Source organism: Kitasatospora sp. NPDC058190, from assembly GCF_042883685.1.
Taxonomy (GTDB): Bacteria; Actinomycetota; Actinomycetes; order Streptomycetales; family Streptomycetaceae; genus Kitasatospora.
In genome coordinates this window covers 1-20374 of record NZ_JBHVVI010000059.1, presented here as the reverse complement: position 1 = coordinate 20374, position 20374 = coordinate 1, and the positions used below count along the sequence as shown (strand labels likewise).

Here is a 20374-nt window from a genome sequence, read left to right as displayed (position 1 = left end):
TCAGGCGTTGCGGCGGGCGGACCCGTCCTCCCGGGCCGGTTCCGGCAGGACGGTCCGCAACAGGGCGCGCTCGGCCCGCTCCAGCGGGTCGGCGTCGGGGTCGAGCCGGTCGCGGTCGAGGATGGCGGTCCACTCGGCCGGGTCGGCGTCCCCCGCAGGGAGCCGTGGGAGACCTCCACGGCTCCCGCTCCACTGGCCTGCCGCCCACGCCCGCATCGACACCCGGCCACCCGGCGCTCCGCGCAGCCGCCCTGACGGTCGGTCCGGCGCCCCACGCCGCCGGGAATCCGGGTGCGGGAAGGAACCGGCGCCTGCCAGGATGCCGGGATGACATCGTTTTCCGCCGCTCGCGACTCATTGGAGGGCCTGGCCCTCGGGGACGGATTCGGGGAGCGCTGGTTCCCCCTCTTCCGGACGCCCCGGGAGGCGTTCGACCAGATCCGGGCCCGGCGCACGCCGCAGGAAGGACCCTGGCACTGGACCGACGACACCGCGATGGCGCTGTCGGTGTACGGGGTCCTCACCGCCTTCGACGCGGTGCACCAGGAGCGCCTCGCCAAGGCCTTCGGGGCCACCTACCTGGCCGACCCGGGCCGCGGCTACGGGTACGGCATGCACCTGCTGTTGCCCGAGCTGGCCGAGCAGCCCGGGAGTTGGCGCACCCGGGCGCGCGAGCTGTTCGACGGTCAGGGCAGTCTCGGCAACGGCGCGGCCATGCGGGTGGCACCGCTGGGTGCCTGGTTCTCCGCGGACCTCGACGAGGCGGCGGACCAGGCGGCGCTGTCCGCCGAGGTGACCCACGCCCACCCCGAGGGCGTGGCCGGGGCGGTCGCGGTCGCCCTGGCGGCGGCGCTCGCCGCCCGCGGCCGCACCGGGCCCGCGCCCGCCGGCGCCGAGCTGCTGACAGCGGTGGCCGACCGCACCCCCGCCGGCGCCGTCCGCGACGGGCTGCGCGGCGCCGCCGGGCTGCCCGCGGACACCGAGCCCTGGCGGGCGGCCGACCTCCTCGGCAACGGACAGCGGATCACGGCGAGCGACACCGTCCCCTTCGCCCTGTGGTCCGCCGCGCACCATCTGGGCAGCCTGACCGACGCGCTGTGGACCACCGCCGAGGGCCTGGGCGACGTGGACACCACCTGCGCCATCACCGGCGGCGTGGTCGCGGCCCGCACCGGACTGGCGCGGGTGCCGCAGGTCTGGCTGGCCTGCCGCGAGCCGCTGCCGGACTGGGTCGCGCAGGCAGCCGACGAGGTCAGCGCCCCGCGATGACCTCCAGGGCCGGGCGGGGCGGGCGGCCGAGCAGGGCCGCCAGGTCGCCCGGTGCGCCCGGCCCGGCCAGGAAGCCGTGGGCGATCGCGGAGTAGGTGCCCACCACCATCGGCACCTGGAGGTCCGGCGCGCCCAAGGCCGCCACCGCCGTTCGGGCCGCCCCCAGCGCGCCCGGGCGGTACTCCGCGCCGAGCACCTCGGCCACCTCCGCACCGCCCACCGCCCGCTCCCCCACCAGCTCGTACACCTTGCCCGCGTGCGCGGCCGGCTGCAGCGCGACGTTGGCCGCCGCCTCGGCGAGGTCCGCCCGGGCCACCGCCGCCAGCCGTCCGGCGCCGAGCGGCGCGGTGATCACCCCGTCCGGGCCGGGCGCGGCGATCGCGGCCAGCAGTTCCGCGTAGAGCCCGTTGCGCAGCACCGTCCAGCGCAGCGTGGTGGATTCGCGCAGCCGCCGCTCGGTCCAGCGGTGCGCGAGGGCGTAGGGCAGGTGGTCGCCGTCGCCGGAGAGGCTGGTGTAGACGACGTGCTCGACGCCCGCCTGCTCCGCCGCCTCGATCGCCGCGCCGTGCCGGGCGATCACCACGTCGTCCTCGGCGGCGCCGGCCGAGATCAGCAGCAGGGTCGTCACCCCGGCGAAGGCCTCCGCCAGGGTCTCCGGCCGGTCGAAGTCCACCAGCCGGGCGGGCACTTCGGCCGGCGCCCGCTCGGGCGTCCGGCTCCCCGCGACGACGCCCTCGCGTGCGCCGAGCTTCTCCAGCACGAGGGCGCCGAGACCTCCGTTGACACCGGTGACGAGCAGCATGGTTCCCTCCAGGGATGATCGGCCGTTGGCGACGCGACCATCCTCGATAGCCTGGGCGTCCGGCGTAAGGAGGCACTTCCATGTCAGTAGGGCACACCGCGGTAACCACCCCTCGTCCCGTCCTGTGGTGCGAGGACGGCGTGGACTGCGGGATCCGCGACCTGCTGAGCCGGCTGGGCGACAAGTGGTCGGTGCTGGCCGTGGTCGAACTCTCCCAGGGCGTACGGCGGTTCCGTGAGCTGCAGCGGGCGCTGACCGGCATCTCCCAACGGATGTTGACCCTGACGGTGCGCCGGCTGGAGCGCGACGGCCTGGTGTCGCGGACCGTCCACCCGACGGTTCCCCCGCAGGTGGAGTACGAGCTGACGCCGCTCGGGCACAGCCTGACCCACCTGGTGCGGGCGATGGTGGACTGGTCGTACGACCACCACGGCGCGATCGTCGACTCGCGCGCGGCCTGGGACGAGGCCAACCCCGGCTCGGAGATCCGCTAGTGCCATGACCGGCGAGGTCAACGCCGATCCTCCGCGCTACCCGTTCAGGTGAATGCACCGCCCGGCTCTCTTAGTTCGATGACGAGCGATGCTCAAATTGGCATCGCACTCGGGCCTGAGCTGTGACACCACCCCATGATCGTGCGCGAACCGCACGTCCCGTAGCGAGAACGGAACCGCCCCATGGCATTCGCCCTCCGCAAGACTCTCGCCGTCGCCACCCTGGCGCTCACCGCCTCCTTCCTGCCCACCGGTCAGGCGGGGGCCGCCGAGGCCACCCACACCGCCCCGCGCACCCCCGGCGTCTACTGCCTCGCCAACACCTGGCAGAACCCGCACGTCGGCACCAAGCCGTGCAACACCGGCGACCCCGGCCAGCACTGGACCGTCTCGGGCGAACGGATCTCCCTCAGCAACTCGCAGGGCTACTGCCTCGCCAACACCTGGGGCACCCCGACCGTCTCGACGAAGCCGTGCAACCCCAATGACCAGGGGCAGTACTGGACCGTCTCGGGCGAACAGATCTCCCTCACCTTCGCCCCGGGCTACTGCCTCGCCAACACCTGGCAGACCCCGAACGTCGGCACCAAGCCGTGCAACGCCGACGATCCCGGCCAGCACTGGGTGATCTTCAACGACGAGATCAGCCTGGCGCTCGCCTGATCCCTCACAACCGTGCCCACTGCGCGGGAAGTCGGCCCGGCCGACTTCCCGCGCAGTGCCGTGCACCGAAAGTTCGTGGGCTCCGATCTGCGGGTGGATCCGGCGCCGGCCACTCGCACGCGCGAGGAGCCTTCTGCAGGCTCCTCGCCACGTGATTACGGTGGTCAGCGCATGGCAGGTGGAGTTCCTGCCCCCTCTCCTGCGAGGTCGGTTTCCATGAGCCTGAGCATCCGCAACCAGTTCCCCGGTACGGTCACCTCCGTCACCACCGGTGAGGCGATGGCGACGGTGAAGGCCCGTCTGGACGGCGGTCAGGAGATCACGGCGGCCGTCACCGCGGACGCCGTGAAGGACCTCGGACTCGCCGAGGGCGCCGCCGTGCGCGCCATGGTGAAGTCCACGGAGGTCTCGCTCGCGACCGGACCGGTGGCCGGTCTGAGCATCCGCAACCAGATCCCGGGCACGGTGGTCGACGTGGCGGCGGGGGCCGCCATGGCGACGGTGAAGGTGTCCGTCGAAGGCGGTGAGCTGACCGCGGCCATCACCAAGGACGCTGCGATCGAACTCGGCCTGGCGGCCGGCTCGTCGGTCGTCGTGCTCATCAAGTCCACCGAGGTCTCACTCGCCACGGCGTGACCCACCGCGGACGAGACTCCCCTACCGCTCGTACGTCATCTCCGGGAACCGCGCCGAGGGCCCGTCCAGCAGGTGGTCGTCGTGGCCGCGCAGCCAGCGGTCGAAGAAGGAGGCGACGTAGCTGCGGGTGGCCAGCTCGGCGCGGTCGGGGCGGATGTCGCCGATGTCCTCGGCCAGCTTCTCGGGGCTGATCGCGCCCTGGCGGGCGAGCTGCGGGAGCAGGGACTGCGCGTCGGTGTAGGAGCCGTGCCGGGAGCCGTCCATGGTGAGGTCGGCGTGCCAGCCGGTGCTGTGCTGCCACAGGGCGTCCCAGCCGGGCTGCTGGTGGTAGCTGCCGGAGTCCGCGTTCCGCGTGCCCATCAGCAGGAAGGGGCGGTCCAGGCCGTCCTGGGCGACGCTGGGCAGGTGGATGCCGGTCCTGCCGTCCGGGCCGGGGAAGTGCATCTGCCCGTCCAGGTTGATCCCGGCCGCGATCCGCGGGTCGTCGTGCATGGTCTGCAGGGCGGTGAAGCCGCCCGCGGAGTGGCCGACCATGCCGATCCGGTCGAGGTCGAGCGAGTCGGCGAGGCCGGCCGGCAGGCTGCGGTCGCGGCCCAGCCCGGCGAGCCGGTCGAGCACGAAGCGGGTGTCGTCGACGCGGGTCTGGAGCGAGGTGCGCAGCACGGCCCCGATGTCCAGGTCGGGCCGGCCCATCAGTTCGGGGAAGACGGAGGTGGCCAGGTCGCCGCCCGGGAACTGGACCTCGGAGGCCTCCCAGGTGTGGTCGACGGTGACCACGACGTAGCCGCGCGAGGCGAGGTCCTCGACCAGGGCGGTGCCCCAGGTGCGTGGGTCGCCGAGGCCGGGCGAGTACAGCACCACGGGGCGCCTGCCGCCGGGGAGGGCGGGCGCGTCGGCGCGCGCGTGGGTGCGGACGTCGGCCCAGTCGGTGCGGCCGGCGTCGAAGCCGTAGTTCGCCCGGCCGACGCTCCCGGCGCTGCCGAAGTGCGCGGCCGCGGCCGGTTCCATGTAGCGGGCGCGGTCGCCGCCGCCGGCGGGGCGGGCGGTCGGGTACCAGAAACTGATCATCAGCTCGCGGGGCCGCCCGGGCTTCAGCGGGAACTCCCGTTCCTCATCAGTCAGTTGCAGGGCGGTGGTGCCGATCGGGTACGGCCCGGTCGGCCGCGGCAGCCACGCCGTGGCCGACCGCTGACCGCCGGTGTCCTCGGGTGCCGCCAGCGCCCCGGGCGCGCCCGCCAATCCGAGCGCTGCCGACGCTGCCAGCAGTACCGCCGCCACGGCCCGTCCCCGCCTGACCATCACGTCTCCCCTCATCTCCGGTCGACCTCTCCGAATCGACCTGGCATGCGGGAGACAGTACGGGCGCGGACGGGCCGCGGCCGTCATACCGTGGAGCCAACTCACCCCTGGTGCCCAGGTATGACGCCTTCGGGTTACCGGTTCCGGGTCACCGGTACTTCTTGAGCTCCCGGCGGGCCAGCGAGCGCTTGTGCACCTCGTCCGGCCCGTCGGCCAGGCGCAGGCTGCGGACGCCGGCCCAGAGCTGGGCGAGCGGGGTGTCCTGACCGGTGCCGCCGGCGCCGTGGGCCTGGACGGCCTTGTCGAGGATCCACTCGACGGTGATCGGGGTGGCGATCTTGATGGCCTGGATCTCGGTGTGCGCGCCGCGGTTGCCGACGGTGTCCATCAGCCAGGCGGTCTTGAGCACCAGCAGCCGCAACTGCTCGATGCGGACCCGGGATTCGGCGATCCAGTCCTGGATCACGCCCTGCTCGGAGAGCGGACGGCCGAAGGCGACGCGCGCGCTGGTCCGGCGGCACATCAGCTCCAACGCCCGCTCGGCCATGCCGATGGCGCGCATGCAGTGGTGGATGCGGCCGGGGCCGAGCCGGGCCTGGGCGATGGCGAAGCCCGTGCCCTCCTCGCCGATCAGGTTCTCCGCCGGCACCCGGACGTCCTCGAAGAGCACCTCGGCGTGGCCGCCGTGGTCGGAGTCGTCGTAGCCGAAGACCGTCATGCCGCGCTTGAAGGTGACACCCGGGGTGTCGCGCGGGACGAGGATCATGCTCTGCTGACGGTGTGGTTCGGCGTCCGGGTCCGTCTTGCCCATCACGATCAGGATCTTGCAGTCCGGGTTCATCGCCCCGGTGATGTACCACTTGCGGCCGTTGATCACGTACTCGTCACCGTCGCGGACGATCCGGGTGGCGACGTTGGTGGCGTCCGAGGAGGCCACCTCGGGCTCGGTCATCGCGAAGGCGGAACGGATCTCGGCGTCCAGCAGCGGGCGCAGCCAGCGCTCCTTCTGCTCGGCGCTGCCGAACTCCGCGAGCAGCTCCATGTTGCCGGTGTCGGGGGCCGCGCAGTTGAGTGCGGCTGGGGCCAACTGGGGGCTGCGGCCGGTGATTTCGGCGAGCGGCGCGTACTGGAGATTGGTCAGCCCGGCGCCGTGCTCGCCGGGGATGAACAGGTTCCACAGGCCCTGCTTACGGGCCGCTGCCTTCAGATCGGCGATCACCGGCGGAACGACCCAGGCCCCGCGGGCCGGGTCCGCGAGCTGCTCGGCGAGGACGGGCTCGGCCGGGTAGACGTGCTCGTCCATGAAGGCGAGCAGCTGCTCGCGGAGTTCGTTCGTACGGGCGTCGTAGGCGAAGTCCATCAGTTCTCCTTGAGGGTGCTCAGGCCGTGCCGGGCGAGGATCGGGGCCATCTCGCCCGCGCGCTCGAACCCGGCGCCCAGGGTGCGGCCCTGCTGGAAGCGGAAGTAGATGCCCTCGGCGACGGCGGCGAGCTTGAACGAGGCGAAGGCCACGTACCAGTCGAGGTCGGCGGCCTGGCGTCCGGTCAACTCGGCGTAGGAGGAGACGATTTCGTCGGGCCTGGGGAAGCCGGGGGCGGTCATGGCCGAGGGGATGATGCCGCCGCCGACGCCGGCGAGCTCGGTGTACATCACGAGCAGGCCGATGTCGGTGAGCGGGTCCCCGAGGGTGGACATCTCCCAGTCGAGGACGGCGGTGATCGTGTCGTCGTCGTCGACCAGGACGTTGTCCAGCCGGTAGTCGCCGTGCACCAGGGCGGGCGCGGGCGAGGACGGCAGGCGCTCGGCGAGCAGGGCGTGCAGCCGGTCGAGGTCGGGGAGGTCGCGGCTGCGGGAGGCGGCGAGCTGCTTGGACCAGCGGCGCAACTGGCGCTCCAGGTAACCGTCGGGGTGTCCGAAGTCGGCGAGGCCGACGGCGGCCGGGTCGATCCGGTGCAGGGCGGCCAGGGTCTCGACCAGACGGCGGCCGAGCGCGTTGACGCGCTGCTCACCGAGAGCGGCGAGCGTTTCACGGTCCCGGTGGGCGGTGCCGGTGACGTACTCCATGAGGTACCAGGGCGCGCCGAGCACGTCGGTGTCGTGGTCGATCAGCAGCATGCGGGGAACGGGCACCCCGGTGCCGCGCAGGGCGGACATGACGCGGTACTCGCGCCCCATGTCGTGGGCGGTCGCGAGGACGTGCCCGAGCGGGGGACGGCGAAGGACCCAGCGGGACACGCCGTCGCTGAGCACGTACGTCAGGTTGGAGCGACCCCCCTCGATGAGGTCGGCCCGCAGCGGGCCCTGGACGGTGCCGGGCAGCTCGCGGTCCAGGTGGGTGCGGAGGCGAGCCAGGTGCAGGCCCGGCGGGTCGGCGGGGGTCTCGGGCATCGGGCGGCTCCTAGGAGGTCGGTTCCGTCTCGTTGACTAAGCGCTTGCTTAGCATCAAGCCGAAGGAGGCCCCCTGTCAATGCGATGAGCCCCCTGACCAAGCGGTCCGGGGGCTCATCGGCCAGGTCGAAGGTCAGATGTCGCCGAACTCGCCAGCGGCAGTCGCGGCAACGAAGGATCGCCACGCCTCGGCCGGGAAGACGAGCGCCGGCCCTTCCGGGTCCTTCGAGTCACGGACGGGAACGACGCCGGGGAAGTCAGGCGAGACCTCTACGCAGGAACCGCCGTTATCGGAGTGCGACGACTTGAACCAGGAAGCGCGAGACAGGTCTGGGCGGGTCATGGGTCAGAGTTCCTTTCGGGCCTTGTGAATCAGGTCGAGGGTCGCCGCTCTGGTCAGCGCTTCCACCTGCAACCGATCGTAGGCCCTTTCCCACGCCCTGACAGTCCTGTCCTCCCGCACGACAAAGCCGTGATCCGCAGACTCCGTGTAGCCGACCACAGAGCGATCGGCGAACGTCAACAACGTGACGAAGGCACGGAATGGGGCATGCTCGGCCAAGCTGAACGGAGCTACCTGGAAGATCACATGAGGCTTCGTCGCCATCTCTGCCAGGTGATCAAGCTGTGCCCGCATCGTTGCGGCGCCACCCACCGGACGACGGATGCCGCTCTCGTCTATCACCGCGTGGATGACCGGCGGTTCCGCACGCTTCAGCAGCCGCTGCCGCGCGACGAGGAACTTCATTCGCTCCTCAGCTTGATCCTGCGTGCTGCTTCCTCACTGCACAGCCGCTGACTCTCGCGCGGAAGCGTAGGCCCTGGTCTGGAACAGCCCAGGAATGAGATTCGGCTCGAAGATCCTGATCTCCGACGCGCGGGCCTCCTGCCCAGCGTGCTCGGGGAAACCCTCCAGAAACCCTTTCCGCCTCATCCCGACCCACATCAGCTCAAGCGTCTGCCCCGTCCCGAGCGCCTTGTCGGCCGCCCTGACGAAGTCTCGACTAGTGGATTTGCGGCCCGTTTCCACCGCCGAGATATAGCTGTCCGAGTAGCCCATGGCGGCAGCCAGGTCCTGCTGAGTCCACCCCAACACCTCCCGCGAGCTGCGAAGTAGCGCACCGAAGGACTCACGCGGAGACGACGTTGGATCAAGCTCCTTGCGGTTCACAGCACACGCCCAATTCCACTTGAAACACAGGCAAGTTGAACGATTGCCAAGCTTAGCCGACAGTGGGCACCACCGGTAGTCGTATCGCTACAGAGAGGAGCGAGCGGTGAGCTGCCCCATGCCCCCGCAGACCTTGCACCGCCCCCAGGTGGTCATCTACCTCGCCAAGACCAACTCCCGCTTCCCCGAGCGCGAGTTGAGGCTGTGCGAGGCCTACGCCCACGCCTTCCGCTGGGACATCTCGCTGATCGTCGTGGACGACGAAGCCGCCGTGAAGGGGCCCGAGCACCGGCCCATGCTCCAGGCCGCCTTGCAGCGCCTCCTGAACAACCAGGCCGGCGCGATCCTCATCCCCAGCAAGGCCACCATCTCCCCCATCGACGGCGAGTTCAACGAGTTCGCCGAGCGCGTCGAAAAGGCCTCCGGCTTCATCCAGGTGGCGACCCGCCGATGACAACCGACCGCTACACCGCCGTCCCCGCCGACGCCCCGCACGGCGCCTCCTACCAAGCCTGGGTCATCCGCGACCGCAGCACCGACCTCCTCGTCAAGGCCCTCCCCCCGGCCGACGAGCCGCTCCGCTTCTACTCCTACGCCCACGCCCAGTCCTGGATCCGCAAGAACGAACCGCCCCGCACCGCGTACGAGATCCGCCTGATCGACGCCAAGAGCCCGCACTTCCTCCAGCTGGAGTGCTGGGGCCTCTGGGACCTCGACAACCACGAGTACCTGCGCATGCCCGGCTCCTCGCACCGGATCCGGCGTTTCTACACCCTGGCCGGCGCCGAGGCCTTCCGACAGCACCTCAGCCGCCCTCAAACGTAGAGAACTTGTGAGTCAGGCAACCGCACCCGCCCAGATAGTCATCGATTAAGTGTTCTGCTGATCGAACTATGGAGGTACGGGTGCGGAATGCTCGCGGCACGGCCGGTCTGCTGGCAGTGGGGGTCCTCGCGGCCCTCGCCCTGGGCACGGGAGGCCCCGACTCCCAGGACAGACCCACCGCCGCCGGTACCACTCCCGCGAGCCCCGAGCCCAGCCCGACCACCAACGACTCGCCCACCCCCGCCCCCACCCCGACCTGGGACGGCCAGGTCAAGGTCCTCGGTGACGGCTCCACCTCCTACACCGGCCCCCAGCCCAAGCAGCCCACGCCCGAAAAGCTCAAACCGGGCGAGAAGCCGCCGCAGTTCGTCGTCTTCTCCTGGGACGGCGCGCTGGAGGGCGACGAGCACCTGTTCTCCCGCTTCCGCAAGCTCGGCGTGGAGAACAACGCCCAGATGACCTTCTTCCTCAGCGGCCTCTACACCCTGCCCAAGTCCAAGCGCACCCTCTACCACCCGCCCCAGCACGACGCGGGCGCCGCCTCCATCGACTTCGCCACCGACGGCCACATCAAGGACACCCTGGAGCAGCTGCGCCTGGCCTGGCTGGACGGCAACGAGATCGGCACCCACTTCAACGGCCACTTCTGCAAGGCCAAGGGCGGCGGCGAGTGGAGCACCGACGAATGGAAGAGTGAACTCGACCAGTCCGTCTCCTTCGTCACCAACTGGAAGACCAACACCGGCTTCAAGGACCTCCCTCCCCTCCCCTTCGACTACACCAAGGAGTTGGTCGGCGGCCGCGCCCCCTGCCTGGAGGGCCAGAAGACCTTGCTCCCGGCCGAGAAGGCGGCGGGCTTCCGCTACGACGCCAGCTCGCCGGGCGAGTTCCAGGTCTGGCCGGTCAAGAAGGAGGGCATCTGGAACTTCCCGCTGCAGATGCTGCCCTTCCCTGCCAGGTCGACCCAGGGCCTGTCGATGGACTACAACTTCCTCGCCGGCCAGTCCGGGGACAACCTCAACGGCGACCCGAGGAAGTACGCCGCCTGGGAGAAGGAGGCCCGGGAGAGCTACCTCGCCGGCTTCGAGCGGGTCTACAACGGCAGCCGGGCCCCGCTCTTCATCGGCAACCACTTCGAGGACTGGAACGGCGGCATCTACATGCAGGCCATCGAGGACGTGATGAAGAGCGTCTGCAAGCGGGACGGCGTCCGCTGCGTCTCCTTCCGCCAGGTCGCCGACTGGCTGGACGCCCAGGACCCGAAGGTGCTCGACAAGCTGCGCCAACTGGACCCGGGGCAGCCGGGTGACTGGTCACGCCTGGTCAAGTGACCGGTCCCGGGCGGCTGCGGGCTCCGCAGCCGCCCGGGAGACTACGGTTGCGGCACTCGACGGCCGACCCCTCAACGGTCGCCGGTAACTCGCACCGCACGGGTCACACCACTGGCTGTACAGGTCCCGTTGGGGACTGGCCGGTCGTGTTCGGGCTGCTCGGGGACGAGCCGCCCATGTTCGGACCGGTCGTGTTCGGGCTGCTCGGAGACGAGCCGCCCATGTTCGGACCGGTCGTGTTCGGGCTGCTCGGAGACGAGCCGCCCATGTTCGGACCGGTCGTATTCGGGCTATGAGCGCACGAACCGCAGCCCGGAGATGGCTTCTCCGCCGGCCCCTGATAGTACGGGTTCTCGGGAATGATCTGTTCAGGCTGGGGGAGGGCGGGTCCGACCTTACCGCTCAGGAGATTGTTTATTTCATGAGTGTATCCGTCTTTTGTCCCCTGCAATACCCCTCTTTGATAGTTGTAGCTCGGGTCATCGCCTCGCACCGCGGGGTACTTCGAAAATGCGCGACTCATTTGGCCGTGCTGGAAGTCGGCATGGGCCGTCTGCTGGCCGAGTTTCAAGCCAACCTCATAGCCAGCGTCATAGCTATTCGGTTGAGGCGATTGCTCGACGTACTGAGGGGCACTTAGCGTGGCCGGAGCAGCGTCCGCAAGGGCCGTTCCACTGCTTCCCAGAAGCGTCACAACCCCCATCAGGGCGGCGGCGGTCAGACCGCCTGCCCGCCGCATTCCTGGGTGCCGTATAGGCTTGCCGTTCATTTCAGATACCGTATCCGTTGATCCTTCTATCTTTTCTCTCTCTTGCTCACTACCAACGGTAGCCCGAATTCATCGACACCAACAGGGCTGGACGGCCCGCCTAGCTTTGAGCGGACGGGTCCGCGCCCGCACTTTCGGATTAAAGCTGAAATATCTGCCGGCGGCGCCTGACGACAGTGGTGCCCGGCGCTGACGGTGCGCTTCAAGGGCGGGCTGGCTGGCCGGCCGCCTTCATGTACGAGGTCCAGATCCGCGTCGGCAGTTCGGAGTCCGGGGTGTCCGGGGATGCCCCGCCGACGCCCTCCAGGGAGAGCAGCTTCATGTCCTTCAGGTCCGCCCGGAACACCGTGACCGCCGTGGCCAGCTGCCCGTTGTAGCCGACCGACCACCCCGCCGTACGGTCCACCGTGGTGCCGGGCTTCGCCGCCACATCCGGCCCGGCCTCCGCCGCCGCCCGCGCGCTCCCGCCGCGGACCGCCCCCTTGAGCGCCGCGTCCACCTCCCCCGCGGCCGCCGCGCTCAACGCCTGGACGGCGGAAGGCAGCCGCAGCGTGACCGGCTCGCCGTTGCGGGTGATCCGCAGGACCGAGTAGGGGTCGGTGCGGCTGCCTCCGGCCGCGAAGGCGGCGTAGGCGTCGGCGGCCCTGATCGCGCTGGGTGTGGAGTTCCCGATGCCGAAGGCGGGCACCAACTCGCCCATGCTGCTCGGCAGCAGGCCCAGGTCCGCGGCGGTCTGCTGCACCTTGTCCAGGCCGACGTCCATGGCGAGCTGCATCATCGGCCCGTTGACGGACTGCTCGACGGAGCTCCGCAGGCTCGTCGGACCCCAGCTGCGCTTGCCGTCGTTGGCGGTCTTCACGATCTTCCCGTCCCGCCCCCAGTACGGGCCCTCCGGGGTCATCACGTTCACCCCGTTGTCGCCGTCGTAGCTGGTGGTGGGCGCCACCGGGGTGCGGCTGCCGCCCCGCTCGCGCTGCACGCCCTGGCTGAGTCCGGCGGCGTACACCAGCGGGGTGAAGGCCGAACCGATCGGCACCGTCGAGGTGTTGGCGTTGTTGAAGCCCTGCTTCCGGTAGTCGGGGCCGCCGTAGAGCGCGACGACCCGCCCGTCCAGGGCCACCGAGGCGGCGCCGACCTTCAGCAGCTTGTCGGCCTCCCGGCCGCCCGGGTCGATGCCCTTGGTGGCCTCCCGCACCGCCGCGGCCAGGGCGTCGACCTTCGGCTTCTCGAAGGTGGTGTGGATCTGGTAGCCGCCGAGGTCGAACTGGGCCTGGGTGATGTCGCTGTGGCCCTCCACGTACGTCCTGGCCATGTCCACCAGGTACCCGACCTGGCCGCTCAGCCCCGCCGCCTTCGGCTGCGGCAGTGGCTCGGGGAACACCGTGTAGCCGGCACGTTCGGCGGCGGAGAGCTTGCCGACCTCCACCATCCGGTCCAGGATCCAGGACCACCGTTCCTCGGCCCGCTGGTGGTTGTCCGCGCCGAGCGCCGGATCGTACTGCCCGGCGCCCTTCAACAGGGCCGCCAGGAAGGCCCCTTCGCTCGGGTTCAGCTGCGAGACGTCCTTGCCGTAGTACGCCGCCGCGGCCCGCTCGATGCCGTAACTGCCGCGCCCGAACCAACTGGTGTTCAGGTAGCCGGCCAGGATGTCCCGCTTGCTCATCCGCTGGTCCAGCTTGATCGCGATGACGACCTCGCTGAGCTTGCGGGACACGTCCTGACGCTGGTTCAGGTAAGCGTTCTTGACGTACTGCTGGGTGATGGTCGAGCCGCCCTGGGTGTCGCCGCCCGTGGCCATCGAGTAGATCGCCCGGCCGATGCCCTTGAGGGAGATCCCCGCATCCGAGTAGAACGTCTCGTTCTCGGCGGACAGCACCGCCCACTGCACCGACTCCGGGACCTGGTCGAGCGGCACCTCCTGACGGTTGGTCTCACCGACCCGGGCCATCTCGGTGCCGTCCGCCCAGTAGTAGACGTTGTTCTGCTGGGTGGCGAAGGCGTTCAGGTCCTCCGGCACCTGCGTGGTCGCGTAGAACCAGGCCGCCAGGCCCGTCAGTGCCACCGCCCCGGTGCCGGACACCAGGAGCAGCTGCCGCCAGGACGGAAGCCAGCGGCGGACCCCGCGCCGTCCTCTGCGCGGATAGTCGATCCGCCGCAGCGGACGCCATCGCCGGCGCCCGGGCTTCTCCTCCTCGGCTTCCCCACCCTGGTGTGCACGCATCCGGTCTCCGATCTCGTGGGACAGACCCCCCACTCGGATAGACGCGTTTCAGGCCGTCCCACGACAGCACGAAACCGGTGTGATCATGGTCATATCGCGTAGGGCCGTCCCACGGACCGCCTACGGACCGCCCCTAGGAGAGCCGTACGCCGCGCCGCCGCCGACGGCGCCCGACCTCACGACCGCTCCCCGCGACCGCCAGAATGGCGGCATGAGGTTGATCCACACGCTGCTCGGCGTGCTCGTCCTGCTGATCGTCGTCGGCAGCATCCTGCGCACCCTGGTCGTCCCGCGCGGGCTCTACTCGGCCCTGGTCTACCGGCTCTGGGCGGTACTGCGCACCGCGCTTCGGCTCTGGGCCGCGCCGTTCGGCACCTACCGGGCCCAGGACCGCGCACTGACCTGGCTGGCGCCGCTGGTGCTGCTCGGGATGCTCACGGTGTGGCTCAGCGGGATGCTGCTCGCCTACACGCTGCTGCTGCACGGCACGTCCGAACTCACCTGGTCGATCTCGATCCGGGAGGCCGGATCCAGCCTCTTCACCCTCGGCTATGCCAGCGGCGAGCGGCTGCAGCTGTCCGCGCTCGACTTCATGGCCGCGGCCAGCGGGCCGCTGGTGATCGCCCTGCAGATCGCCTACCTGCCGACCCTCTACGCCGCCTACCAGCGCCGCGAGACCGAGGTGACGCTGTTGCAGTCCCGGGCCGGCGAGCCCGCCTGGGGCCCGGAACTGCTGGCCCGCCAGTCCCTGGTGGACACCGAGACGGCGCTCCCCCAGCTCTACCGGGACTGGGAGCGGCTGGCCGCCGACATCGGCGAGAGCCACTCCAACTACCCGGTGCTGCTCTCCTTCCGCTCCCCCCAGCCCAACCGCAGCTGGGTGGTCGGCCTGATCGCGGTGATGGACGCCGCCGCCCTCCACCTCGCGCTCTGCCCGCGCTCCGCCCCCGCCGAGGCCCGGCTGGTGATCCGGGCCGGCTTCACCGCGATGCGCGACATCGCCCGCGCGCTGCGCATCGACTTCGACCCGGACCCGGACCCGGAGACCGCGATCCGCCTCACCTACGCCGAGTACCTGGGCGCGGTCGCGATGGTCACCGCCGCCGGCTTCCCCCGCGAACGCCCGGTCGAGGACGCCTGGCGGCACTTCAACGGCTGGCGGGTCAACTACGAGGCCCTGGCCTACGAACTGGCCCGCCGCAGCGACGCCGTCCCCGCCCTGTGGACCGGCCCCCGCGACTTCCACGCCCCGGTCATCCCCCCGGCCCGCCCCACCGATCGCCGCCCGGACGCCGCCAGGCCCACCCTGCCGCCGGCCTGACGGGCCGGGTCGTCGCCGCCGACGGGCCGGGGTTCCACCGTCCGGCCCGGGAGCGGCCTCAGACCGTCACCGGGCCGCCGTCGGCCAGTGAGCGTTCCGCGCCGGCCAGGATCTCGACCACCCGCAGTCCGAAGTCCGCCCCGCAGGGGTGCGGCTCGCCGGAGGCGGCGGCGGACTGCAGGGCGTCCAGGGCGCGGTGCAGGGCGACCGTCGGGCCCTCGCCGCGCTCGGGCAGGTGCGCGACGCCGTGCTCGCCGCGCAGCTCCATCGCGACGCCGCCGCCCGCCATCGGGGCGGTCAGGCTGAGCGCGAGGGTGCTGGAGGCGCCGCCGGCGTGCCGCAGCACCAGGTGGACGGTGTCCAGCGGCCCGGCGACCGCCGTGACCTCCGTCGCGTCGCCCAGCACCGGCAGCAGGACGGACAGCGCGTGCGGGCCGACGTCCCACAGCGAGCCCTTCTCCCGGCGCCACGGCGAGGCCGCGTACGGGCTGGTGCTGCCCGGGGCGAACACCGAGCCGAGCCAGTCCGAGCGGCCGGTGAACCAGCCGCCCAGCTCGGTCTGGCGCTCGATCCACGGGATCTGCTCGCCGCCGAAGCGCACCGTGAAGAAGACCACCGAGGCCACCTCGTGCTCGCGCACCGCCTCGGCCACCGCCCGGGCGTCCGGCACGGTGAACGCGACCGGCTTGTCCAGCAGCAGGTGGCAGCCGGCCTCGGCGGCCCGCACCGCCAGGCCGGCCTGGACGGACGGGGGCAGCGCGATGGAGACCGCGTCCACCTCGGCGAGCAGCCGGTCGAGGTCGGCGTACCCGGGCACGCCGTGCGCCGCGCCCAGCGCCTCGGCGGCCTCCGCCCGGCGGCCCCAGACGCCGGTGAACTCCAGCCCGGGGTGCTCGGCCAGTACGGGCGCGTGCACCCGCTCAGCCCAGGTGCCGGTGCCCAGCAGTCCGATCCGCACGATGTCTCCGTTCGTTCTGATTCTCGTTCAGCCCTGCACGCGGGTGTTCGGCCCCGCACGCGGGCGGTCAGCCCTGCACGCGGGCCAGCGTGAAGCCGTCGTAGCCCTTGCTGCCGACCGTCTGCACCGAGGTCGCGGTGACTCTCGGCTCGGCCGCGATCAGCTCGTGCAGGGCGCGGGTGGCGACGACCGCCGGGTCGGTGCTGGCGGCGTCGGCGATCGCACCGCCGCGCACCACGTTGTCGACGATGATCAGCGAGCCCGGCCGGGTCAGCTGGAGGGCCCGGCGGAAGTACTCGGGGTTGCTCGGCTTGTCCGCGTCGATGAAGACCAGGTCGAAGGGCTCCTCGCCCTGCTCGACCAGCACGGCCAGCGAGTCGGCGGCCCTGCCGAGCCGCACCTCGGCGACCTTCTCCAGCCCGGCGCGGGCCAGGTTGCCGCGCGCCACCTCGGCGTGCTCGGGGTCGAGCTCCAGGGAGATCAGCGTGCCGTCCGCGGGCAGCGCCCGGGCCAGCCAGATCGTGCTGTAGCCGCCGAGCGTGCCGACTTCCAGGATCCGGCGCGCGCCCTGGGCCAGCGCCAGCAGGTGCAGCAGCTTGCCCTGGTTGGGGGCCACCGCGATGCGCGGGAGCCCGGCCGCGTCGGCGGCGGCGGTCGCGGCCTCCAGCACCGGGTCGTGCCCGACCAGTTGCTCGGAGAAGTAGGCGTCCACGGCGTCCCACGTGGACTGCTGCGTCGGCTGCGTCGGCTGCGTCGGCTGCGTCATCGGGCCCTCCAGTGGTGCAAGATCGGCAGGTTCCCGCCGATGCTAACCCGGGGGCCCGACATCGCCGGGACGACGTCCGACTACGTTCCGTTACTCCGCGACGGGAGCCTTGACGGCCTGCGCGGCCTTGGCCGCCTCCTCCGCCTCGATCCTGGCGTGGGTCTTGGCGGCCCGGCGCTTCATCACCCAGGCCGAGGTGGCGCCGACCAGGACCGCCGCCGCCAGGCCCGCCCAGGAGAACCGGGAGAGCCACGGCTCGATGGCCTTGCCCACCTTGAAGACCAGCAGCGTCGTACCGCCGGCCCAGATCACGCCGCCCAGCACGTTGGCGATCAGGAACTTCCAGTACGGCATCTTCAGCGCGCCCGCCAGCGGACCGGCGAAGATGCGCAGCAGGGCGATGAAGCGGCCGAAGAAGACCGCCCACATGCCCCACTTGTGGAAGGAGCGCTCGGCGGTGGCCAGGTGCGAAGGCCCGAAGTGCTTGGGGAACTTGCGTCCCAGCTTCTCGAAGAGCGGCTTGCCCCCCTTGCGGCCGATCGAGTAGCCGATCGAGTCGCCGATGATCGCGCCCGCGATCGCACAGGCCGCGATCCCCCACGGGCTCACCACGCCCTTGACCGCCATCAGGGACGCCGTGACGAGCGCGATCTCGCCGGGCAGCGGGATGCCCAGCGATTCGATCCCGATGATCAGGCCGATCAGGGCGTACACCGCGGTCGGTGGAACGCTCTCGATCCAGGCGTCGATGTGCAAGGCCAGTACCTCCGTGGCAGGTCGGGACCGGTCCCGGCCCTCACAGGAGCCGCTTGCCGTCCCGGCGGTTGTCCGATGGCGGCACCAGGCCGCTCCCCCGAGTCCTCCTCGGGCGCAGCCTAACGTGCCGGGCGGCCCGTCCCCCCGACCGATCACCAGTCGTTAGGACGTACGTCCCGAGGCCATGGTTCCAGTCTGACCAGCGTTTCTTCAAGATTCGGCAAAACGCAGCGCGACCACCGACGGCCGCTGCTTGATCCAGCGCGCGACCGGCAGCAGGGCGCGCACCAGTCCGCGCCCGCCCTCCGGGTACACCTCGCGCACCCCGGTGACCGCCGGGTGCGCCCCGGCCAGCTTGCCGAGCTCGTCCGCGTCCATGCCGAAGGGCATCGGCGGCGCCTGGTAGTACCGGTCCCGCAGCTTGCCCCGGACGGCCCGCTCGCTGAACCAGCGCGGCACCGCGTCCAGCACCATCGAGGCGCCCGGGAACCGCTCGGCACAGGCCGCGATCAGCTCCCGCACCTCGCTCGGCTTCAGGTACATCAGCAGCCCCTCGGTGTTGATCAGTACACCGAGGCCCGGATCCACCTCGTCCATCCAGCGCGGGTCGGTGGCCGAGCAGGCGAGGATCCGGCGCCGTCCGTCCGGCGGGAGCAGCCGCTCCCGAAGCCCCGCCGTCTCCGGCAGGTCCACCGACAGCCAGTTGGCCCGCCCGTTGTCCACCCGCCAGGACTGGGTCTCCAGCCCGTCCCCCAGCCCGACCACGGTGCCTCGCGGGTTCCGGGCCAGGAAGTCCGCGACCTCCCGGTCGAAGCAGGCCGCCCGCAGCCCCTGCAGCTGGCTGATCAGCGCGCGCTGCCCGAACCGCTCCGCGAAGGGGAAGTCGATCCGGTCCACCAGCTCGACCGCCACCGGGTCCGGCAGCACGGTGTCCGGCCGCCGGGCCTCGACCGCCCGGTGCCACAGCGTCCACAGCGCCGTCTCCGGCACCTGCCCCAACTCGGGCCGCTCCCCGCCGCTCATCGCTCACTCCCTCGGACGTGCACCACACTCCGGCATGAACCCGCCGATTCTGACACCCCGGGCGCGGCTGGACACGGGCCGACGCGTGGCTCGGCCCGTGCCTCGCCCGTGCCTCAGCCGATACTGAAGGCGCCGTCCGGCGGGGGTGGGGAGTCGGTGGCGTCCGCGTCCGTGACCGGGGCGGTACGACCGACCAGGGCGGAGAGGTCCTCGCCCTCGGTGAGGCGGGCCGGGAAGATGTCGCCCGCCAGCAGTCGGCTCAACTCCGTCACCGGCAGCGGCGCCGCCGAACCGGCCAGCAGGATGTTGCCGTACCGACGCCCGCGCAGCACCGGGGCCTCCGCGACCAGGCAGACGTACGGGAACACCGCCCGCACCGTCGCCGCCTGCGCCCTGGCGAAGGCCAGCGGCGGACCGTCCGCCAGGTTGGCGGCGTAGCAGCCGCCCTCGCGCAGCGCGCTCGCAGCCAGCCGCAGGAACTCCACCGAGGTCAGGTGCGCCGGGGTACGGGAACCGTGGAAGACGTCCGCGATCACCAGGTCCTGGCTGCCCGCCGACGTCGCGGCCAGCGCCTCCCGGGCGTCGCCGACCGTCGCGGTGATGTCCGCCCCGGGCCCCTGCCAGGGCAGGTGCTCGGCGACCAGCTCCAGCAGCGGCCCGTCCACCTCCACCACCCGCTGCCGCGAACCGGGCCGGGTCGCGGCCAGGTAGCGCGGCAGCGTCAGCGCGCCCCCGCCGAGGTGCAGCACGTCCAGCGGCCGCCCGGCGGGCGCGAGGGCGTCGGCGAGGTGGCCGAGCCTGCGGGTGTACTCGAACTCCAGGTGCGTCGGATCGGCGAGGTCGACGTACGACTGCGGAGTGCCGTCCAGGGTGAGCAGCCAGCCGCCGTCCCGGTCGATGTCCGGCATCAGCTTGGCGAAGCCGAGGTCGGTCCGCCGCCCGACCGGCACGGGCTCCTCCGTCACCTTTGATCTCCTAGGATGCCCCGGCCTTCAGGCCGGGGAGATGGGGGTCCCCCCGCCCGGAGGATGGGGGAAGGTCCTTGGCTCGGAGCCGCGAAGCGGCGGAGTGGTCTTCGGAGGTTCTGGCGTGAGCCGTTGTCAGTGCCTGTCGGTAGGTTGATCGTGTGCACCTGAGGTACTCCTATCGCATCTACCCGACGGCGGGTCAGCGTTCCGCGCTGGCCCGGACGTTCGGGTGTGCCCGAGTGGTGTACAACGACGCTCTCGCGACGCGGATGGAAGCCCGCAAGGCCGGGCGGCCGTACCCCAAGAGCGCGGATCTTCAGAAGCTGGTGATCACGGCGGCGGAGAAGACCCCCGAACGCGCGTGGCTCGCCTCGGTCGGGGTGGACCCGCTGATCCAGTCCCTCCGGGACCTGGATACCGCCTACCGGAACTTCTTCGACTCGGTGTCCGGCAAGCGGCAGGGCCGGCCGGTCGGGCTGCCTCGGTTCAAGTCGAAGCGTGATGCCCGGCAGTCGCTCCGCTTTACCCGCAACGGGTTCCGGATCCGCTCGAACGGCAAGCTGAACCTGGCGAAGATCGGTGATGTGCGGGTGAAGTGGTCGCGGGCACTGCCCGCCGCCCCGTCGTCCGTGACGATCGTCCTGGACCCGTCCGGCCGCTACCACGCCAGCTTCGTCGTGGACGTGGCCCCGGACGTGCTGCCCGAGGTCGATG

The 20374-nt window shown here is 71.4% G+C and carries 22 protein-coding genes and 1 pseudogene; 9 read left to right on the top strand and 14 right to left on the bottom strand.

The genetic code is table 11. The features are described from left to right. Positions 1-222 (bottom strand): hypothetical protein, encoded by a 222-nt coding sequence (locus ACFVWU_RS25320; protein ID WP_387625071.1) that lies wholly within the window; start codon positions 220-222, stop codon positions 1-3. A 105-nt stretch (positions 223-327) separates the two neighbouring features. On the opposite strand from ACFVWU_RS25320, the gene ACFVWU_RS25315 reads away from it, so the two are divergent. Further along, positions 328-1269 (top strand): ADP-ribosylglycohydrolase family protein, encoded by a 942-nt coding sequence (locus ACFVWU_RS25315; protein WP_387625069.1) that lies wholly within the window; start codon positions 328-330, stop codon positions 1267-1269. Here the strand turns inward: ACFVWU_RS25315 and ACFVWU_RS25310 are convergent. Further along, positions 1253-2071 (bottom strand): NAD(P)H-binding protein, encoded by an 819-nt coding sequence (locus tag ACFVWU_RS25310; protein ID WP_387625068.1) that lies wholly within the window; start codon positions 2069-2071, stop codon positions 1253-1255. The genes ACFVWU_RS25315 and ACFVWU_RS25310 overlap by 17 nt on opposite strands. Positions 2072-2151: 80 nt before the next feature. Between ACFVWU_RS25310 and ACFVWU_RS25305 the strand changes: the two genes are divergently transcribed. The 3 genes from ACFVWU_RS25305 to ACFVWU_RS25295 all read left to right on the top strand — a co-directional run bounded on the left by ACFVWU_RS25305 (position 2152) and on the right by ACFVWU_RS25295 (position 3864). Beyond that, a complete protein-coding gene (locus ACFVWU_RS25305) occupies positions 2152-2565 on the top strand; it encodes a winged helix-turn-helix transcriptional regulator (protein ID WP_387625067.1) in 414 nt (137 codons plus the stop codon). 183 nt (positions 2566-2748) lie between these two features. Beyond that, a complete protein-coding gene (locus ACFVWU_RS25300) occupies positions 2749-3228 on the top strand; it encodes a ricin-type beta-trefoil lectin domain protein (RefSeq protein ID WP_387625066.1) in 480 nt (159 codons plus the stop codon). Between the two features lie 216 nt (positions 3229-3444). Beyond that, entirely contained in the window at positions 3445-3864 is a 420-nt protein-coding gene (locus ACFVWU_RS25295; protein WP_387625064.1) for a molybdopterin-binding protein, read from the top strand. Between the two features lie 21 nt (positions 3865-3885). On the opposite strand, the gene ACFVWU_RS25290 is transcribed toward ACFVWU_RS25295, so the two are convergent. From ACFVWU_RS25290 to ACFVWU_RS25270, 5 genes and pseudogenes are all read right to left on the bottom strand, one after another. Beyond that, positions 3886-5163 carry an alpha/beta hydrolase family protein gene (locus tag ACFVWU_RS25290; protein ID WP_387625062.1) on the bottom strand — a complete coding sequence of 426 codons (1278 nt, stop codon included), beginning with the start codon at positions 5161-5163 and terminating at the stop codon, positions 3886-3888. 148 nt (positions 5164-5311) lie between these two features. Beyond that, positions 5312-6523, bottom strand: coding sequence for an acyl-CoA dehydrogenase family protein (locus ACFVWU_RS25285; RefSeq protein ID WP_387625060.1), 1212 nt, complete (start codon positions 6521-6523; stop codon positions 5312-5314). Further along, entirely contained in the window at positions 6523-7551 is a 1029-nt protein-coding gene (locus tag ACFVWU_RS25280; RefSeq protein WP_387625058.1) for a phosphotransferase family protein, read from the bottom strand. The genes ACFVWU_RS25285 and ACFVWU_RS25280 overlap by 1 nt, the downstream gene beginning before the upstream one ends. A gap of 133 nt (positions 7552-7684) precedes the next feature. After that, a complete protein-coding gene (locus ACFVWU_RS25275; protein WP_387625056.1) occupies positions 7685-7894 on the bottom strand; it encodes a DUF397 domain-containing protein in 210 nt (69 codons plus the stop codon). Between the two features lie 3 nt (positions 7895-7897). Further along, positions 7898-8722, bottom strand: a pseudogene (locus ACFVWU_RS25270) (Scr1 family TA system antitoxin-like transcriptional regulator). 106 nt (positions 8723-8828) lie between these two features. Between ACFVWU_RS25270 and ACFVWU_RS25265 the strand changes: the two are divergent. The 3 genes from ACFVWU_RS25265 to ACFVWU_RS25255 all read left to right on the top strand — a co-directional run bounded on the left by ACFVWU_RS25265 (position 8829) and on the right by ACFVWU_RS25255 (position 10878). Continuing rightward, the gene (locus ACFVWU_RS25265; RefSeq protein WP_387625054.1) at positions 8829-9176 is read left to right on the top strand and encodes a hypothetical protein; all 348 of its coding nucleotides are present in this window, start codon (positions 8829-8831) and stop codon (positions 9174-9176) included. After that, positions 9173-9547, top strand: coding sequence for a hypothetical protein (locus tag ACFVWU_RS25260; protein WP_387625052.1), 375 nt, complete (start codon positions 9173-9175; stop codon positions 9545-9547). Before ACFVWU_RS25265 ends, ACFVWU_RS25260 begins: the two co-directional genes overlap by 4 nt. 68 nt (positions 9548-9615) lie before the next feature. Further along, the gene (locus ACFVWU_RS25255; protein WP_387625051.1) at positions 9616-10878 is read left to right on the top strand and encodes a hypothetical protein; all 1263 of its coding nucleotides are present in this window, start codon (positions 9616-9618) and stop codon (positions 10876-10878) included. 103 nt (positions 10879-10981) lie between these two features. Here ACFVWU_RS25255 and ACFVWU_RS25250 read toward each other — a convergent pair whose 3' ends face one another. Together ACFVWU_RS25250 and ACFVWU_RS25245 are read right to left on the bottom strand one after the other, a co-directional pair. Further along, positions 10982-11647 (bottom strand): hypothetical protein, encoded by a 666-nt coding sequence (locus tag ACFVWU_RS25250; protein ID WP_387625050.1) that lies wholly within the window; start codon positions 11645-11647, stop codon positions 10982-10984. A 202-nt stretch (positions 11648-11849) separates the two neighbouring features. Continuing rightward, positions 11850-13868 (bottom strand): transglycosylase domain-containing protein, encoded by a 2019-nt coding sequence (locus ACFVWU_RS25245; protein ID WP_387625049.1) that lies wholly within the window; start codon positions 13866-13868, stop codon positions 11850-11852. A 211-nt stretch (positions 13869-14079) separates the two neighbouring features. Here ACFVWU_RS25245 and ACFVWU_RS25240 point away from each other — a divergent pair, with 211 nt between their 5' ends. Then, a complete protein-coding gene (locus ACFVWU_RS25240; protein ID WP_387625047.1) occupies positions 14080-15189 on the top strand; it encodes a hypothetical protein in 1110 nt (369 codons plus the stop codon). 58 nt (positions 15190-15247) lie between these two features. On the opposite strand, the gene ACFVWU_RS25235 is transcribed toward ACFVWU_RS25240, so the two are convergent. The 5 genes from ACFVWU_RS25235 to ACFVWU_RS25215 all read right to left on the bottom strand — a co-directional run bounded on the left by ACFVWU_RS25235 (position 15248) and on the right by ACFVWU_RS25215 (position 19600). Beyond that, positions 15248-16147 (bottom strand): Gfo/Idh/MocA family protein, encoded by a 900-nt coding sequence (locus ACFVWU_RS25235; RefSeq protein WP_387625045.1) that lies wholly within the window; start codon positions 16145-16147, stop codon positions 15248-15250. A gap of 67 nt (positions 16148-16214) precedes the next feature. Further along, a complete protein-coding gene (locus tag ACFVWU_RS25230) occupies positions 16215-16913 on the bottom strand; it encodes an O-methyltransferase (RefSeq protein WP_387625043.1) in 699 nt (232 codons plus the stop codon). 90 nt (positions 16914-17003) lie between these two features. After that, positions 17004-17669, bottom strand: a complete 666-nt coding sequence (locus ACFVWU_RS25225; protein WP_387625041.1) for a DedA family protein — start codon at positions 17667-17669, stop codon at positions 17004-17006. Positions 17670-17879: 210 nt separating this feature from the next. Beyond that, entirely contained in the window at positions 17880-18692 is an 813-nt protein-coding gene (locus ACFVWU_RS25220; protein ID WP_387625039.1) for a class I SAM-dependent methyltransferase, read from the bottom strand. A gap of 113 nt (positions 18693-18805) precedes the next feature. Next, on the bottom strand, positions 18806-19600 hold the full coding sequence (locus ACFVWU_RS25215; RefSeq protein ID WP_387625140.1) for a spermidine synthase: 795 nt from the start codon (positions 19598-19600) through the stop codon (positions 18806-18808). Positions 19601-19818: 218 nt separating this feature from the next. Between ACFVWU_RS25215 and ACFVWU_RS25210 the strand changes: the two genes are divergently transcribed. After that, a partial coding sequence (locus tag ACFVWU_RS25210) for an RNA-guided endonuclease InsQ/TnpB family protein (RefSeq protein WP_387625037.1) occupies positions 19819-20374 on the top strand: 556 nt, incomplete at its 3' end.